This is a genomic window from Bartonella saheliensis (assembly GCF_902162175.1).
Genome location: NZ_LR607195.1, coordinates 220,794 through 239,272 on the forward strand (window position 1 = coordinate 220,794; position 18,479 = coordinate 239,272).

General features: G+C 38.8%; 15 protein-coding genes. 6 read left to right on the forward strand and 9 right to left on the reverse strand.

All coding sequences use genetic code 11. The features are described 5' to 3' along the window. Positions 1 to 339 precede the first annotated feature (339 nt). From lpdA to FS875_RS01075, 8 genes are all read right to left on the reverse strand, one after another. The gene (gene lpdA, locus FS875_RS01040; protein WP_144751786.1) at positions 340 to 1,746 is read right to left on the reverse strand and encodes a dihydrolipoyl dehydrogenase; all 1,407 of its coding nucleotides are present in this window, start codon (positions 1,744 to 1,746) and stop codon (positions 340 to 342) included. Positions 1,747 to 1,777: 31 nt separating this feature from the next. After that, positions 1,778 to 2,989 (reverse strand): 2-oxoglutarate dehydrogenase complex dihydrolipoyllysine-residue succinyltransferase, encoded by a 1,212-nt coding sequence (gene odhB, locus FS875_RS01045; RefSeq protein ID WP_144751789.1) that lies wholly within the window; start codon positions 2,987 to 2,989, stop codon positions 1,778 to 1,780. Positions 2,990 to 3,022: 33 nt separating this feature from the next. Beyond that, positions 3,023 to 6,022, reverse strand: a complete 3,000-nt coding sequence (locus FS875_RS01050; RefSeq protein ID WP_144751793.1) for a 2-oxoglutarate dehydrogenase E1 component — start codon at positions 6,020 to 6,022, stop codon at positions 3,023 to 3,025. Between the two features lie 164 nt (positions 6,023 to 6,186). Next, a complete protein-coding gene (gene sucD, locus FS875_RS01055; RefSeq protein ID WP_144751796.1) occupies positions 6,187 to 7,089 on the reverse strand; it encodes a succinate--CoA ligase subunit alpha in 903 nt (300 codons plus the stop codon). A 3-nt stretch (positions 7,090 to 7,092) separates the two neighbouring features. After that, positions 7,093 to 8,289 (reverse strand): ADP-forming succinate--CoA ligase subunit beta, encoded by a 1,197-nt coding sequence (gene sucC / locus FS875_RS01060; RefSeq protein ID WP_144751798.1) that lies wholly within the window; start codon positions 8,287 to 8,289, stop codon positions 7,093 to 7,095. 94 nt (positions 8,290 to 8,383) lie between these two features. After that, on the reverse strand, positions 8,384 to 9,346 hold the full coding sequence (gene mdh, locus FS875_RS01065; protein WP_144751801.1) for a malate dehydrogenase: 963 nt from the start codon (positions 9,344 to 9,346) through the stop codon (positions 8,384 to 8,386). Between the two features lie 276 nt (positions 9,347 to 9,622). Beyond that, positions 9,623 to 10,792, reverse strand: a complete 1,170-nt coding sequence (gene zapE / locus FS875_RS01070) for a cell division protein ZapE (protein WP_144751804.1) — start codon at positions 10,790 to 10,792, stop codon at positions 9,623 to 9,625. A 94-nt stretch (positions 10,793 to 10,886) separates the two neighbouring features. Next, the gene (locus FS875_RS01075) at positions 10,887 to 11,429 is read right to left on the reverse strand and encodes an AprI/Inh family metalloprotease inhibitor (protein ID WP_144751807.1); all 543 of its coding nucleotides are present in this window, start codon (positions 11,427 to 11,429) and stop codon (positions 10,887 to 10,889) included. 227 nt (positions 11,430 to 11,656) lie between these two features. On the opposite strand from FS875_RS01075, the gene dapF reads away from it, so the two are divergent. The 6 genes from dapF to FS875_RS01105 all read left to right on the forward strand — a co-directional run bounded on the left by dapF (position 11,657) and on the right by FS875_RS01105 (position 17,701). Beyond that, on the forward strand, positions 11,657 to 12,508 hold the full coding sequence (gene dapF / locus FS875_RS01080) for a diaminopimelate epimerase (protein ID WP_144751810.1): 852 nt from the start codon (positions 11,657 to 11,659) through the stop codon (positions 12,506 to 12,508). After that, positions 12,508 to 13,791 carry a tRNA (N(6)-L-threonylcarbamoyladenosine(37)-C(2))-methylthiotransferase MtaB gene (mtaB, locus tag FS875_RS01085; RefSeq protein WP_144751813.1) on the forward strand — a complete coding sequence of 428 codons (1,284 nt, stop codon included), beginning with the start codon at positions 12,508 to 12,510 and terminating at the stop codon, positions 13,789 to 13,791. The genes dapF and mtaB overlap by 1 nt, the downstream gene beginning before the upstream one ends. A gap of 13 nt (positions 13,792 to 13,804) precedes the next feature. Beyond that, positions 13,805 to 15,049 carry a signal recognition particle-docking protein FtsY gene (ftsY, locus tag FS875_RS01090; protein WP_144751816.1) on the forward strand — a complete coding sequence of 415 codons (1,245 nt, stop codon included), beginning with the start codon at positions 13,805 to 13,807 and terminating at the stop codon, positions 15,047 to 15,049. Next, a complete protein-coding gene (locus FS875_RS01095) occupies positions 15,046 to 15,732 on the forward strand; it encodes a septation protein A (RefSeq protein ID WP_144751819.1) in 687 nt (228 codons plus the stop codon). Before ftsY ends, FS875_RS01095 begins: the two co-directional genes overlap by 4 nt. Positions 15,733 to 15,798: 66 nt before the next feature. Beyond that, positions 15,799 to 16,560, forward strand: coding sequence for a hydroxyacylglutathione hydrolase (gene gloB, locus FS875_RS01100; RefSeq protein WP_144751822.1), 762 nt, complete (start codon positions 15,799 to 15,801; stop codon positions 16,558 to 16,560). Between the two features lie 715 nt (positions 16,561 to 17,275). Then, on the forward strand, positions 17,276 to 17,701 hold the full coding sequence (locus tag FS875_RS01105) for a hypothetical protein (RefSeq protein WP_342778844.1): 426 nt from the start codon (positions 17,276 to 17,278) through the stop codon (positions 17,699 to 17,701). Positions 17,702 to 17,728: 27 nt separating this feature from the next. Here FS875_RS01105 and FS875_RS01110 read toward each other — a convergent pair. Then, positions 17,729 to 18,479, reverse strand: a 751-nt coding sequence (locus tag FS875_RS01110) for a ParB/RepB/Spo0J family partition protein (protein WP_144751828.1), incomplete at its 5' end; no start/stop codon positions are given.

Below are 18,479 nucleotides of genomic sequence, written 5' to 3' on the forward strand. Positions count from 1 at the left end.
AGAAAGCTCTCTGATGCATGGTAAAAACTGTTTGAGATCATCTTTTGTATCAAGCAAATAAGGTCTTCTATAATTAACAGAAATATTGAGAAATAAGATTTCTCTGTAAAATTTATAGAGAAATCGTAGAATTATTAACTGGATATAATTTACCTGAAAGATAGCATTCTATTTTATTATAGATTGGAACACTTAAAAAGCTTTTCTGATATATTGATGAAAATGTAGAAAAACCGCTCTTGAGAGAGCGGTTTTTCCAAAAACATACAGCGTATAAATTGACTCATAAACTATCTTTTAGGCTTTTCCAAGAAAGCTTATGAAATATTCAAATCCCATTTAGATATGAAGCGGTTTAGCAAATGTGGCTAAAGCTGCTTCGCGCACAGCTTCAGATAAAGTAGGATGTGCATGGCAACAACGTCCCAAATCTTCTGATGAACCACCAAATTCCATTAAAACTGCGATTTCATGGATCATTTCACCAGCACCAAATCCAAGAATATGTCCCCCCAATACGCGATCAGTCTTTTTATCAGCGAGAATTTTAACAAATCCATCACTCTTTTGCATAGCACGTGCACGACCATTTGCCATGAAAGGGAACTTACCAACATTATATTCAATACCAGCAGCTTTAAGTTCTTCTTCTGTCTTGCCTACACTAGCGATTTCCGGCTGAGTATAAACAACGCTAGGAATCACATCAAAATTAACATGGCCCTTTTGCCCCGCCAAAATTTCTGCGACAGCAACGCCTTCTTCTTCTGCCTTATGCGCCAACATTGGTCCTTTAACAACATCACCAATCGCATAAATTCCTGGAATATTTGTCTGCCACTGCGCATCGATAACAACAAAGCCGCGCTCATCTACCTGAACACCAGCCTCACTCAAACCCAGACCTTGCGTGTATGGAGAACGTCCAGTCGCAATGAGCACAACATCAGCCTCTAAAGTTTCAGAAGTACCACCTTTAACCGCTTCAAAACTTACCTGAGCCGTTGAAGTAGAGCGCGTAATAGCTGTTACTTTTGCACCAGTCTTATACTCAACACCCTGTTTTTCCATTATTTTTTGGAATTGGCGTGAAATTTCACCATCCATTGATCCTAAAACTTTATTAAGATACTCTATAATGATTACCTTAGCACCTAAACGGCTCCAAACTGAACCAAGCTCTGAACCAATAACACCAGCCCCCACAACAATCATACGTGTTGGTACTTTTTCAAGGGAAAGTGCTCCTGTAGAAGAGACAACAACCTTTTCATCAATCTCAACATTCATACCCGGAATGCCTGAACTCTCTGATCCCGTAGCAATAACAATATTCTTTGTTTCAATTTTTTGTGTACTACCATCCCGAGTAGTAACCTCCACATGACCTGCGCTTAAGATTTTGGCGGTACCAAAAAAAGTGTCAACTTTATTTTTTTTCATTAAAAAAGAGACACCACTTGTATTTGCAGTCACCACAGCTTTTTTATGCGCCATCATTTGTTCAAGATTAAGCTTTGATTTTGCAATAGAAATACCAAGTGTTTCAAAACCATGTTGCGTTTCAGCAAACACTTCTGAGGCATGCAACAATGCTTTAGAAGGAATACAGCCGACATTAAGACATGTCCCCCCTAATGTTACCTGTTTTTCAATAATTGCTGTTTTAAGCCCCAATTGCGCCGCTTTTATTGCTGCAACATAACCACCTGGTCCCGCTCCAATCACAACCACATCATAAGACATCCGTTTTTCCTTTCATCCTGAAAATTGTATTTTACAAGTCAAGAACAAGGCGTTCCGGATCTTCTAAACTTTCCTTAACACGCACAAGGAAAGTCACAGCTTCTTGGCCATCTACAATACGATGATCATAAGAGAGTGCTAGATACATCATGGGGCGAATCACAATTTGTCCCTCCACAACCACTGCACGCTCTTTAATCGCATGCATCCCCAAGATACCAGACTGCGGCGCATTTAAGATTGGCGTAGACATTAATGATCCATAAACCCCCCCATTGGTAATGGTAAAAGTACCACCTTGCATATCAGAAACGGCTAATTTTCCATCACGGGCAAGACGTCCTAACCGACCAATCTCTTTCTCAATCTCTGCGAGTGACATCTGATCAGCATTACGTACCACAGGAACAACAAGCCCTTTATCTGTTCCAACAGCGATTCCCGCATTAACATAGTTTTTATAAATAATATCTGTACCATCAATTTCTGCATTGACAGCAGGAAGTTCTTTTAATGCATGACAAACAGCTTTGGTAAAAAAGCCCATAAAACCAAGCTTAACACCGTGTTTTTTTTCAAAAATATCTTTATAACGCTTACGCAAATCCATTACTGCGGACATATCAACCTCATTAAATGTGGTTAGCATTGCCGCGGTATTTTGCGCATCTTTAAGACGACGGGCAATTGTTTGACGTAATTTTGTCATACGAACACGCTCTTCATGGACTTCCTGCACAGGAGTAACAGAAGAACTAGATGTAGAAACAGCAGGAGAAAGCGTTTTTGTTCCCCGTTCGAAAACGCCAAGAACATCTTCTTTGAGAATTTGTCCACGCTTTCCAGAACCAGCAACATCACTTTTTACAATATTATTTTCTGCCATCATTTTCGCTGCTGAAGGTGCAGGAGGCATTGTACCACTGGAAGAAGATTGCTTTACTGTAGATTCAGCTGCAGGGATAGGTGTAGCAGCAGGCGAAAATGATTGAGAAACACCAGCAGCTCCAGCTTCAACTGTCCCTAAGAGTGCATTCACTTCAACTGTATCGCCTTCCTTTGCAATGATTTCAGACAATTTCCCTGCAACGGGTGAGGGTACTTCAACTGTTACCTTATCAGTTTCTAATTCAACCAAAGGTTCATCCATAGCAACAGTTTCGCCAAGTTTTTTAAACCATTTACCAACAGTTGCTTCGGTAACCGATTCGCCTAAAGTAGGAACACGGATTTCAGTAGTCATAATATTTTTCCATACATCAGAGTAGTCATAAATTTAAGAGCCTAATGCGTCTTCAAGGAACGCAGCAAGCTGTTCTAGATGTTTCACCATCAACCCAGAGGCCGGTGATGCACTTGCAGGACGCCCTGCATAACGTGCACGTGAATATTGCGCATTAATATGCGTCAAAACCCATTCTAAATAAGGCTCAATAAATGACCAAGCCCCCATATTCTTTGGTTCCTCTTGGCACCAAACAATTTCTGCCTGCAAAAAGCGTGACAACACATCCACCAAGGCTTTCGCAGGAAAAGGATAAAGCTGTTCAACACGAAGCAAATAGACATCATCAACACCTCTTTTCTCACGTTCTTCATAAAGATCGTAATAAACTTTTCCCGTACAAAGGACGACACGACGAATTTTATTGTCTTTTTGCAATTTAATAACAGAATCTTTGAGTCTTTCCGCATCATCAAGCAACAAGCGGTGAAAATTCGTTTCTGGTGCCATTTCACTGAGGAAAGAAACTGCTCTCTTATGACGCAAGAGTGATTTCGGCGTCATTAAGATCAATGGCTTACGGAAGTCACGTTTAATCTGCCGACGCAAAATATGAAAATAATTTGCAGGCGTTGTACAATTTGCAACCTGCATATTATCTTCCGCACAAAGTTGCAGAAAACGTTCCAAACGTGCTGAAGAATGTTCTGGTCCTTGCCCTTCTAGACCATGAGGCAACAAACAAACAAGACCAGACATACGAAGCCACTTACGTTCAGCAGATGAAATAAATTGGTCAAAAACAACTTGCGCGCCATTAGAAAAATCACCAAATTGTGCTTCCCAAAGCGTTAATCCTCGCGGCTCAGCAAGGGAATATCCATATTCGAAACCAAGAACAGCTTCTTCAGAAAGCATAGAATTAACAACCTCATAAAGAGCTTGTCCCTTTTGCAAATTATTTAAAGGAATATAACGCGCTTCATTTTCTTGGTCGTAAAGAACAGAATGACGTTGTGAAAAAGTTCCCCGTTCAACATCCTCACCGGAAAGACGTACCGGCGCCCCTTCTAAGCAAAGCGAGCCAAAAGCGAGAGCTTCAGCGGTTGCCCAATCAACGCCCTCACCGGTTTCAAAGATTTTAGCACGATTGCTTAAAAAACGTTGAATTGTTTTATGAACATGAAAATCTTCTGGAATCTCGACAAGTTTCTTACCAATTTCCTGTAAAGTTTTTAATTCAACTCCCGTCGCGCCACACTGTTGTTCATCAGCACTGGTTGAAGCTTTAAGACCAGTCCAGCTTCCATCAAGCCAATCTGCTTTATTTGGCTTATAAGAAGCACTTGCTTCAAGTTCAGCTTCAAGCTTATCCCGCCAATGCTTTTTTTTCTGTTCAATCTCTTCTAGAGCGAGCACCCCCTCTGCTACCAACTGGTCGCTATAAAGTTGAAGAGTCGTTTTGTGATTACGGATAGCCTTATACATAAGCGGCTGTGTAAAGGAAGGTTCATCACCTTCATTATGCCCATAACGACGATAACAGAACATATCAATCACCACCGGCTTATGGAAAATTTGACGAAATTCTGTTGCCACTTTCGCAACAAAGACCACCGCCTCAGGATCATCACCATTCACATGGAAAATAGGCGCATCGATCATTTTTGCGACATCGGATGGATAAGGTGAAGAGCGCAAAAAACGCGGATCTGTTGTAAAACCAATCTGATTATTCACAATCACGTGAACAGAACCAGCAACATTGTAACCCTTAAGACCTGAAAGACCAAAAGTTTCCTGAATAACCCCCTGCCCTGCAAAGGAAGCATCACCATGAATAAGCAATGGCAAAACCTTTGAGCGTTCATTTAATGGGAGTGCATCCATATGCATACGCCCCACAAGTTGATCTTGCTTAGCACGCGCCTTTCCAATCACCACCGGATTAACAATCTCAAGGTGAGATGGATTTGCCAAAAGCGATAAATGAATTTTTTTACCATCAAATTCAAGATCGGCTGAAGTTCCCAAATGATATTTGACATCACCAGACCCCTCTACATCATCAGGCTTATAAGACCCTCCTTTAAATTCGTGAAAGATAGCCCGATGTGGTTTTGCAAGAACTTGGGAAAGAACATTTAAACGACCACGATGAGCCATTCCTAAAACAACTTCCTGCACTCCCAAAGCACTCCCGCATTTAATAATTTGTTCAAGAGCAGGAATCAGTGCTTCACCACCATCAAGTCCAAAACGCTTTGTTCCTTTATATTTTATATCTAAAAACTGTTCGAATCCTTCTGCCTCAATAAGCTTGTTAAGGATCGCTTTTTTGCCATCCTGTGAGAAAGCAACACGCTTATCTGGTCCTTCAATACGCTCTTGAAGCCACGCCTTTTGAGCAGGATCAGAAATATGCATATATTCCACACCAATTGTTGAACAATAGGTACGATTGAGAATCTCAAGCATTTGCGGGATAGTTGCGTATTCCAAACCCAAAACATTATCAATAAAAATGGGCCGCTCATAATCAGCAGGAGTAAAACCGTAAGCTTCTGGAGAAAGTTCTTTATAGTCCTCAAGTTTTTCTGCCAATTGAAGGGGATCAAGCTTTGCACGAAGATGCCCCCGTGTGCGAAAAGCACGAATCATCCTCAGCGCATAAACAGAATCACGCGTTGCTTGAATAATATCTTGTTCGCTAGAGACTATTCCTTTTCGCGCAGCATCTGTTGCTGCTTTTTCCTTTAATTTATCACCAACCTGTTTTTCAAGAACAGACCAATCACCATCGAGAGCAGAGACGAGTTCACTATTTGCCTTTAACGGCCAATGATCACGTTGCCATGTCGCCCCTTCAGCATTTTTGAGAACATCTTCTTTTTTATCATGCAGATTTTCAAAGAAGGTACGCCACTGTGAATCTACACTGCTGGGATCTTTTTCATATTCGGCATAAAGTTGATCTATGTAATCCGCATTTCCACCATACAGAAACGACGTTTGTGCAAAAAGACTATTTATCTCGTCGTGCCTTGCCATATATTTCTCCGGAACATTTATTCCGTCTCCTTATATCTTTTTCCGACCTTTAAGCGCTTGCAAAACAAATGAAAATCAGAAAGTTCAAAAAAGCTCTCACCTTTTTCCATCTAACGCTTCATCTAAATAAGATATATATACCCTTATTCAAATGAAGTTTTCTCTTAGCCCTTCAAAACCGACATCAAGGTTTTACCTATCGTTGAGGGTGAAGGAGAAACCTGAATCCCAGCAGCTTCCATTGCAGCAATTTTATCTTCTGCTCCACCTTTTCCACCCGAGATAACAGCACCAGCATGCCCCATTGTGCGTCCTGGAGGTGCTGTACGACCAGCAATAAAACCAACTACTGGTTTTTTGCGACCCTTTCTTGCTTCATCTTTGAGGAACTGCGCTGCTTCTTCTTCAGCAGACCCACCAATTTCACCAATCATAACAATAGATTGCGTTTCATCATCTGCCAAAAACATTTCCAGTACATCAATAAATTCTGTACCCTTAACAGGATCGCCACCTATACCAATAGCTGTTGTCTGTCCAAGTCCTTCATGACTTGTTTGAAAAACTGCTTCATAGGTTAGGGTTCCTGACCGTGAAACAACCCCAACAGAGCCTTTTCTAAAAATAGAACCAGGCATGATACCGATTTTGCATTCATTTGGTGTAAGAATACCAGGACAATTAGGACCAATAAGACGCGATTGTGAATTTTCTAATCTTGCCTTTACTTTCACCATATCCATAACAGGAATGCCTTCGGTAATACAGATAATCAAACGGATCTCAGCATCAATAGCTTCTATAATAGCCGCCGCGGCTCCCGCAGGAGGAACATAAATAACCGAAGCATCAGCACCTGTCTTTTCTTTTCCTTCTGCAACACTAGCAAAAATAGGCAAGGTTTCGCCTTGAGAGCCTTCCCATGTTTCACCACCCTTTTTAGGATTGACACCACCGACCATTTGCGTGCCGTAATAAGCGAGCGCTTGTTCTGTATGGAATGTTCCTGTTTTTCCTGTAAGCCCTTGAACCAGAACTTTTGTATCTTTATTCACAAGAATTGACATTGTTTAAGCTCCCTTTACGGCTGCAACAATTTTTTGAGCAGCATCATCTAAATCATCAGCGGGAATAACGTTCAAACCACTGTCACTGATAATTGCTTTACCTTGCTCAACATTTGTACCTTCAAGACGAACAACCAAAGGAACTTTTAAACCAACCTCGCGAACGGCAGCAACCACACCCTCAGCAATGACATCGCAACGCATAATACCACCAAAAATATTGACCAAAATCCCTTTAACATTGGGATCAGCAGTAATAATTTTAAAAGCAGCAGTTACTTTTTCTTTTGAAGCTCCACCACCAACATCGAGGAAGTTTGCTGGTTCTGCGCCATAGAGCTTAATGATATCCATTGTTGCCATAGCAAGCCCCGCACCATTGACCATACAGCCAATTGTACCCTCAAGAGCGACATAAGCAAGATCATGTTTTGATGCTTCAATCTCTTTGGGATCTTCTTCAGAAGTATCACGCAATTCCAAAATATCTGAATGACGAAACAGGGCATTATTATCAAAAGAAACTTTTGCATCCAGAACGCGCAAATGACTATCTTTCATCACAATAAGGGGATTGATTTCAAGAAGGCTCATATCTTTTTCGCAAAACACCTTATAGAGAATGGGAAAAAGCTTTTCCCCATCTTCTCTTGCACACCCTTGCAATTCTAATGCATCACAAAGCCTTGCACAATCATCAGAGGTAACGCCTTGTGTAGCATCAATGGGTAGAGTTAATATTTTTTCTGGAGTTTCTTCAGCGACTGTTTCAATATCCATTCCACCTTCTGTTGAAACCACAAAAGCCACTCGACCAACACTACGATCAACCAAAAGCGAAAGATAAAGCTCTCGCTCGATATCGGCACCATCCTCAATATAAAGACGATTGACTTGTTTACCCTCTGGACCAGTTTGTTTGGTTACCAAAGTTTTACCAAGCATTTCTTGAGCATATGCGACAACTTCTTCAACGGATTTTGCAAGCCGAACACCACCTTTTGCATCAGGGCCAAGTTCTTTAAACTTACCTTTACCACGGCCACCAGCATGTATCTGACTTTTCACCACATAGAGAGGTCCAGGCAACTTCTTTGCCCATTTTTCAGCTTGCTCTACAGAATAAACAGCAACACCATTTGCGATTGGTGCTCCATATTCATGAAGCAGACGTTTGGCCTGATATTCATGGATATTCATGCATTTGTCCTTTTCTTTTATGAATTACTTTAACTAATCTTCAAATACTAATATTTTAAATACTCTAATTTTAAGGAACAGAATCTTACTCAATTTATTTGAGAGCAGGCGCAAGAGCGATACAAGCTTCACACAGCTTCTGAACCGCATTCACTGAATATTCAAACGCACTTTTTTCCTCTTTATCAAGCTCAATTTCAATGACTCTCTCAACACCGCCCGCTCCAAGCACGACAGGAACACCAACATAGGTATCATTAACTCCGTATTCCCCTGAAAGATAAGCTGCAACAGGTAAAACACGCTTAGTATCCTTCAAATAGGCTTCAGCCATAGAAACAGCAGAAGCAGCCGGTGCATAAAAAGCAGAACCTGTTTTTAACAAACTAACAATTTCTGCACCACCATCGCGGGTACGTTGGATAATTTGATCAATTCTTTCTTGTGTAGTCCAACCCATCTTCACGAGATCGGGCAAAGAAATACCACCAACCGTTGAATAGCGCACCAAAGGCACCATTGAATCACCGTGTCCTCCTAAAACAAACGCGCTCACATCTTTAACAGAGACCTTAAACTCCTCAGACAAGAAATAACGAAAACGTGCCGAATCAAGGACACCAGCCATACCAACCACTTTATGTACGGGAAGACCCGAAAATTTCTGCAATGCCCATACCATTGCATCAAGGGGATTAGTAATACAAATAACAAACGCTGAAGGCGCGTATCTTTTAATCCCAACACCAACCTGTTCCATGACCTTTAAATTAATGCCGAGAAGGTCATCACGGCTCATACCTGGCTTACGGGCAACACCTGCTGTTACAATAACAACATCGGCCCCCTCAATTGCCTCATAAGCATTTGCACCTTTTAAACTGACATCAAAACCATCAACAGGTGAAGATTCAGCAATATCAAGAGCCTTTCCCTGCGGCATACCTTCTGCAATATCAAATAAGACAACATCACCAAGCTCTTTAAGCCCAATTATATGTGCTAGAGTACCACCGATCATACCCGAACCAACGAGAGCTATTTTTTTCCGTGCCATTTTATTTTTCCTAACTTTAGAAAACGCAGCATATACTTAAGCCGCGCCGGTATATTAAATATTTTTCTGCTTTTAGCTACATTTCAACAATGTCTTCAAAAGAAAAAATCTGAAATTCACTAAACTTCTTTACTTTATAGAAGCCACAATCCTCCACGGAAACATACTATTAGAAAATTACTATAAATGTACCGATAAAGTGAATTTTTAAAAAATACAATAGAATTATTACACTTCTTTTAAATTCAAAAAGTAAAACGATAATCAGCTTTTCCCTTAAAGAAGAAAACGTTCTGCCCAAACTTTTAAATAATCTTGACTTTGCATTTCAAAAAGACGCGATTGCGTTCTCTGAAATTCAAAAGTTTCGGACGTCTGTGCATGTCCCTTATATAAATCCTCAAGTTTTGCTGCTGCTGACATAAATAATCTTATATGGCGTTCATAAAGAACATCAATAAGTAAAATAAATCGTTTTGTTTCATTACGATATGTATCATCCATCACCGGTACATTATCGACAAAAATCGTATGGTAACGCTCTCCTAATGCTAAATACTCAGCCGCTGCCAAAGGCTTTGCACATAAATCTCGATAATCAAAGCGTGCACAACCTGCGCCAACACGAGGAATTGAGATAAGACGCCCTCTTATAGAAAGTTCAGCAGATGTTTCTTTGTGCCCTTGCAGCACTAATACCCAAGCTTGATTCATATATTCATCTGCTTGTTTCCCTAATGGTGTTATATACACATGTTGTAGATTTGATTTTTCAAGCCGATAATCTGTCTTTGCATCAAGATTAACAACGCGAACATGTGTTTTCAAAACTTGAATAAAAGGCAAAAAGAGCTCTCGGTTTAAACCGTTATAATAAAGATTATCAGGAGCAACATTTGAAGTTGCAACAAAGAAAATTCCTTTATCAAACAAAGCGGCAACAAGGCGACCAAGCACCATTGCATCAGCAATATCCGTAACACTAAATTCATCAAAACAAAGCACTCTAGCTTCTTGTGCAAGATCTTCAGCAACCGCTAAGATAGGATTATCTTGTCCAACTTTCTTATGTATTGAAGCTTGACGATAAACATTAATACGCTCATGTATATCGGTCATAAAATCATTAAAATGGGCGCGTTTTTTACGCTCTTGCGGCAAACAAGAAAAGAACAAATCCATCAGCATAGTTTTGCCTCGTCCTACTTCACCATAAATATACAGTCCCTGAAAGGAAGCATCCCCCTCATCTTGTTTTGAAACACAGGATAAAGATTGTTTTTTTCTCTTGAAAAAATGCCAAAAAGCTAGGGAGTGGGAAATTTTTTTCTCAGCAATTTTGTGTAACAATTGATCAAAATACTCTGTCAAAGCCAATTGAGCTGGATCCAAATTGATTTCTCCCTTTGAGACCAGCTCTTTATAACGCATTGAAACCAAAGTCATAAAAACAACCTTTTTCAAAATTATTTTTATAAAACAGATGTTTTTTCACAAACTTGTACATCTATTTCTTATTTTCAAAATGACCAAAAACACTCTAGCGGCTTAAAACAACCGGGCGATCATCAAGTGTACGTCCTTCAAAACGATCCACATGAGAAGAGTGGAGAGCAACAATAACGCGTCCTGAATTATTATAGAAGTATAATCTTTTCCCTTTAACAGACCACGATTTTACTTGAGAAATGATTCCTGGACAATGTAAAGGCCCGGCGCGGTATCCTTGTCCAAATTTTGTTTGTGGCGTTGCAATTCTACAAACTTTGCCCCCCATAGAAAGATTCCACACCCCAGCAATACTTGCAGGAAACAAATCAACGGCACTGCTTGGCAATTCAAGGCTAGCCATTCGTCCATCACTCTGAGAATCTCCTTTCTCATACATTGAAGCATCTGCGGCTTCAACAGCTGATGAAGAAGATGATATATCAGGCACCACTTCTGTTTCTATTGGTTGAAGTGGATAAAAAACTTCTAATGTGTTGTTACTATCATTACTGTCAAACCGCGACGTTAAACATCCCCCTAAAAATGTAACTGTTGATAGTGCAATGAAAAATGAAATTTTTGAAAATGACATATTTATACTCTTTCCCACGACAATAAATAAGCTCACTCAATGAGTGAACATTTGTTATATGGCATTTTACAAAGATACGTTAATAAAATAAAAAAAACAGGATGAAAATTGCCTATTTAAAACAATAAATAATTTCTCCACTCGTTTTATATCTATTAAGCACTAGAAATTTATAAGACTTTCAGTCATATATCTTTTGTGGGCAATCAATAAAATAGAGAAATTTCATGAAAATACCATTCAGCAAAATGAACGGTCTTGGAAATCAAATTATTGTTGTTGATCTACGTGACAGCGAAGATGCTTTCACACCACAAGCAATCCTCGCTCTAGCAGCAGATCATGAAACGCGTTTTGATCAAATTATGGCACTTCACAAGGCAACCCAACAAGAAGCTGATTTCCGCCTTGAAATATGGAATGCTGACGGCTCAATGGCTAAAGCTTGCGGAAACGGTACCCGTTGTGTCATTGCATGGCTTATAGATCACAATTTGGGGGAAGCTTTTCGCTTAGAAACCCCTGCTGGAATTATTGCAGGCAAACGCCAAGCCGACAACCTCATTTCTGTTGACATGGGATGCCCAAATTTCAACGCAAAAGATATGCCTGTTTCACGTGAAATAGTGGATACCAACCACGTCAATATTACTGCTGGTCCCCTAAAAGATGCAAGCCTTGTATCCATTGGCAATCTCCACGCTATATTTTTTATTGAGAGTGATATTCAACATTTTCCCTTAGAAAAATATGGACCAAAACTTGAACATGATCCTCTTTTTCCAGAACGGTGCAATATTTCCATTGCGCATGTTGTGTCAAAGAAAAGCCTAAATTTACGCACATGGGAACGAGGCGCTGGATTAACACAAGCATGTGGGAGTGCTGCTTGTGCAAGTGCGGTAGCTTCTTATCGACGTGGACTTACAAACCGCCATATCGATGTGAATTTACCAGGGGGAAAACTTAATATCTTTTATAGAGAAGACAATCATATTATCATGACGGGTCCAATCAAATATGAATTTAGTGGTTTTTTAAATCCTTTAACAGGAAACTATAAAAAGGATCACTTTTGATGGCTATAGAAATTGTAACATTTGGTTGTCGATTAAACAGCTACGAATCGGAAATTATCCGCAAAGAAAGTACTTCTTCAGGATTAGATCAGCTTAAAGATGGTGCTATTATTTTTAATACTTGTGCTGTCACGGCTGAAGCTGTGCGACAAGCAAAACAGGCTATCCGAAAAGCAAGACGTGAAAATCCTCATGCCCGTATTATTGTCACAGGATGTGCAGCTCAAACAGAAGGACAAAATTTTGCCTCCATGACAGAAGTGGATCTTGTTTTAGGCAATGAAGATAAGCTCCACGCGCATTCTTATCGTCAACTTCCTGATTTTGGCATCAACCATTCCGAAAAGTTGCGTATAAATGACATCATGGAAGTGCAAAAAATTGCTCCACATATGGTAAGTGCGATGGAAGAACGCACACGTGCCTTTGTACAAGTGCAAAATGGATGCGATCATCGCTGTACATTTTGCATTATCCCTTATGGACGCGGACCATCACGTTCAGTCCCCATGGGAGCTGTCATTGAACAGATTAAACAGCTTATAGATAATGGTATTCAAGAAGTGGTTTTAACAGGTGTTGATCTGACAAGCTATGGTCACGATCTACCTGGAAAAGCGACTTTAGGGAAATTAACTTCTGCCATTTTGCATCATGTTCCTGATTTGCCTCGATTACGCCTTTCATCAATTGACTCCATTGAAGCAGATGAAGAACTTATCAATCTTTTAGCCTATGAAGCAAGGATTATGCCGCATTTACATTTGTCCTTGCAAGCCGGTGATAATATGATTTTAAAAAGAATGAAACGCCGTCATTTGCGTGAACATGCAATTCAATTTTGCCAAGAATTGCGCTCCAAACGTCCCACAATGGTTTATGGTGCAGATTTAATTGCAGGTTTTCCCACCGAAACAGAAGAGATGTTCCAAAATAGCCTCGCTTTGGTGAATGATTGTCATTTAACACATCTCCACGTTTTTCCTTTTAGTCCAAGAGAAGGGACACCTGCCGCACGAATGCCGCAAATCAATCGTAAAATAATCAAGATGCGTGCACAACGGTTACGCGAAGTAGGAGAGGAAGCTTATCAAAAACATCTTTCTCGTTTACAAAATAGCCAACAAACAATTCTCGTTGAAAAAGATGAAATTGGACGAACAGAAGATTATACTCTAACACAAATTAAAGGTGCAAAAGCTGGAACAATTGTTCAAGCCCTTATTGTTGACCACGATAGCAATAAATTGATTGCTGTCCTTCCAAAATTAAATGCAGCTTGAGCAGGAAATCCTTATGACAAAATCTTTTATTAAAAAAATATTTTCTTTTAAAAAATCTGAAGAAGGAAAAAAAGAACAGATTTCACCTTCTTATGAGAATGATGGCGTAAAAGAAAGTGAAAACACAAAAAACGAACAGTTCTCTATAGGTATAAATAAAGAAAAAGCAGAACAAAAAGAAAGTCAAAATATAATATCTGCAAAATATGATGAGAAAACTCTGTCTTTTGAAGAAGATTCTAAAAAAATTCCCCTTTCTGGAAAGGTTATTGTCACGGATACAGTGCATGAGAAGAAAATTGAAGAGTTTTCTCCTGTATCTTCTATTGAACAGAAAAAAACGCCATGGTTTGGACGCCTAAAAAAGGGGTTAGCTCTTTCTTCACAACGATTAAGCGGATCAATTAGTGATCTCTTTGTTAAAGGAAAACTTAATGAAGATACATTGCAAGAGCTGGAAGATATTCTGATTCAAGCAGATCTTGGTATTGAAACGGCTACACGTATTACGGATAATTTAGCTTCTAGTCGTTACGAGAAAAATTTATCTCCAGATGACATTCACACCATTATGGCAGACGAAATCAAAAAAGTCTTGGAACCTGTTGCAATTCCATTAGAACTTGATCTTAATCATAAGCCTCATGTTATTTTACTAGTGGGTGTAAATGGTACAGGAAAAACAACAACCATTGGAAAAATTGCAGCAAAACTTACCGCAGGAGGACTAAAAGTCACGCTCGCTGCTGGTGATACATTCCGCGCCGCAGCTATTGAACAATTGCATATTTGGGGTGAACGCACAGGTTCTCCTGTTATTTCCACCAAACTAGGAGCAGACGCGGCAAGTTTAGCGTTTGATGCTTATGAAAAAGCAAAAAAAGCAAACAGTGATGTTTTGATTATTGATACCGCTGGACGTCTACAAAATAAAACTGAATTGATGGATGAATTGGCAAAAATTATCCGTGTTTTGAAGAAACATACTCCCCAAGCGCCCCATACAGTTCTTCAAACACTAGATGCCACCACTGGGCAAAATGCGCTTAATCAAGTAGATATTTTCCGCGATATTGCCGGTGTTAACGGTTTAGTCATGACAAAGCTTGATGGTAGCGCAAGGGGAGGAATTCTTGTTGCGATCGCAGCAAAATATAAATTACCTATTTATTTTATCGGTGTAGGGGAGAATATTGAAGACCTTCAACCCTTTTCTGCTTCTGACTTTGCCGAAACTATTGTAGGAAAACATGTATGAAACAACCTTTAACGAACCCTAATCTACACAATAATTCTGAGAAAAATATGAACAACAATAAAAAAACGCCTCTCTCACCAACATTTAAGTTTCTCTTAGAAATGGGACCATTGGTCGCCTTCTTTTTTGCCAATTATAAGGGAGAATGGTTGATAAAAAACATTGAACTTTTTCAAAATTTTAGCAAACCCATTTTTCCAGCAACAGCTATTTTTATGGTAGCGATTATTATTTCTCTAAGCTTATCATGGATCCTTGCAAGACAAATTCCTATTATGCCTCTTATTTCAGGAGTGTTTGTTCTCGTTTTTGGCTTTCTAACGCTCTGGCTTCATAATGATACCTTCATTAAAATGAAACCAACAATCATTAATAGTTTATTTGCTGTTATTCTTTTTGGTGGCATGTTTTTTAAAAAACCACTGTTGCGTTATGCGCTTGATTCTACTTTAACACTCGATGATTTAGGATGGCAAAAATTGACCTATCGTTGGGCATTTTTTTTCGTTTTTCTTGCTCTTTTGAATGAGATCATTTGGCGCAATTTTAGCGATAATTTTTGGACGAGTTTTAAGGTATTTGGTGTGATGCCTATAACAGTTATTTTCATGCTTACCCAAATGCCTCTTATATTAAAACATTCACAGGGACTTTTTCCAGAAAAGGACAAATCTGATTCCTAAACAAAATGCATTCATCATTATAAATCATGTAGATTTATTGCTGTACACTGTTCGTGGAGAAAAGGCATGTTGATTGAACAGTTCATCTGTCGAGAAGATAATTTCGGTGTACTCATTCATGATGAAAAAAGCGGCTATACAGCCGCTATTGATGCTCCTGAAAGTAAAGCTATCCATAATGCTTTAAAACGCCGTAATTGGACACTTCAGACTGTTTTTGTAACACACCATCATCACGACCATGTAGAGGCACTAGCAGAGTTAAAACAAGTTTATAAGACTATTGTTATTGGACCAGAGGCAGAAAAAGAAAAAATTCGTCACCTTGATAAAACACTTCAGCCTGACGAAAGCTTTTTCTTTGGCAGTCAAACAATTTTAGCGCTTTCAACACCTGGTCATACACTAGGCGCCTTATCTTATTACGTTCCTGAAAAAAAACTCCTCTTTGCTGGAGATACGCTTTTTTCACTTGGCTGTGGACGCCTTTTTGAAGGAACACCAGCACAAATGCTGTATTCTTTAAAAAAGCTTCGTCAACTTCCCGATGAAACACTTCTTTATTGTGGCCATGAATATACCAAAAACAATGCTCTTTTCGCATTGATGCTTGATCCACAGAATCAAAAACTTCAACAAAGAGCAGAAGATGTTTTTTTATTGCACACAAAAAATGCCATGACTCTCCCTGTCACTTTAGGTCAAGAAAAAGCAACAAATCCTTTTCTTCGTTGGGATGATCATACGATCAGAAAAAATCTTGCTATGGAAGATGCAACAGATGAAGAAGTCTTTGCTGAAATTCGGAAAAAAAAGGATAATTTTTAATCATATTTAGATTTGCATTATGCTTTCTATTCCTTTTTTCTTTTGCATCATATACTAAATAAAAAGACAGATAATCTCTTTCCTCCATCGCCTCTCTTTGCAAATGATCCCTTAACAGGATATTTCCTTTTAAAGCCAGAGAAAATGGGAAAAAAATATAAAAATCTCTCTCCAGATTCAAAAATAATCAATAGAAAAAACGATCCTAGCACGTATGGCGTTCATCTTCGCTTTAGAATTGAAAACGACACTTCCTCTATTTCTAACAAACTAAGAATCATGAGCCTTTTGGAAAAAACAACCTAAGATCTAAAGATTTTGCTGCTGATACCTTAATGCTTACAGAAATATCGATACTCCTTGCATTTACATTCGAAAAAGAGTTTTCACCTCAGAAAAATATTCTATCTCCAAACAATTTTAAATTTGTAAAAAACATCTAAGACAACCACTCTTCTAAGTAGCTATGAAGAGCTCATTTTGGATGAATTTATCAATTCTGAGGTATCGACAAATATCATCCCATTATTATTCTAATAAAGAATAGTATATTTTAAAATCACCGTGTTTTTAGCATTCCTCATAATTACTTTTATTTTCACTATCTCTGCAAAAAAACACAAATAAAGAAGTCTTAGCTGAAATTGGGAAAAGAAAGGATATTTAAAAAATCATGTTTAGATTTGTATTATGTTTTCTGTTCCTTTTCTCCTTTGTGTTATATGCTCAAGAAATAAAAAAAGAAACAGATAATCATTCTTCTCTATCACCCCTTGTTGCGAATTATCCTTTAACAGAAGATTTTCTTTTAAAGTTGGAGAAGATAGGAAAAGAATGTGACAATTTATCTCCAGAACCAGAAACAGCTAAGATCGAAAATGATCCACCCACTCATGACGAGTGTATTGAAGGATATATCGCTTATATTTCTCGTAAACCAAAACTTGTAAATATTTTAAGAAAAAATGACCTCACACTGAAAGATTTTGTTGTTGGTCACTTAGCACTTCAAGCAACACTAAATATCCTTACAAACGAAGAAATTTCTGCTCATAAACAAAACATTATACCTTTAAGCAATATTGAATTTGCTAAAAAAAATATGTACAGAATAATTAAAATCTTAAGAGACGATTGTTAAAAGGACTTTTTTATTTTGAACAATTGATTAGCTTTGCAAACGCCGACAAATATCATCTAATTGTTCTAATGAAGAGTAGTGTATTTTTAAATCACCACCTTTTTTCCCATGCCTAATAATAACTTTCATTCCGATGACATCTGCAAGCAACTTTTCTAAAGATTTAGTTTCCGCATCTTTTTCTACAGAGGTTCGTTTTTTGACCTTCGGGTTAGCCTGTTCATAGGCAAGTACTTCAGTTTGACGCACAGAAAGACCTTCACGAATAATTTTTTCGGCCAAATCCTGTGGATTATCGACGGTTATAAGACAACGCGCATGACCAGCAGAGAGTTGACCATCAGTTAAAAATTGTTGTACTTTTTCTGGCAATTTTAACAAACGAAGCGTATTTGCAACATGACTTCGACTTTTTCCAATAACCTGGGCCAAATCTACTTGCGTATAACCATGTTCATTTAGCAAAAGTTCATATCCCATTGCTTCTTCAATAGGATTAAGATCGGCACGCTGAACATTTTCAATAATTGCCAATTCTAAAGCTGTTTTATCATCAACATCGCGAATAATTACTGGCAATTGACTTAAATGAGCACGCTGTGCAGCACGCCATCGCCGTTCACCAGCAATGAGTTCAAACCGCTGAGGATACTCCCGTGAAGGTCTTACAATAACAGGTTGAACAACACCGTGCTGACGAATTGATTGTGCTAAATTATCAAGTTCTGCTTCAGTAAAATGGCGCCGTGGATTATGTGGATTACACGAAATAGCTTCA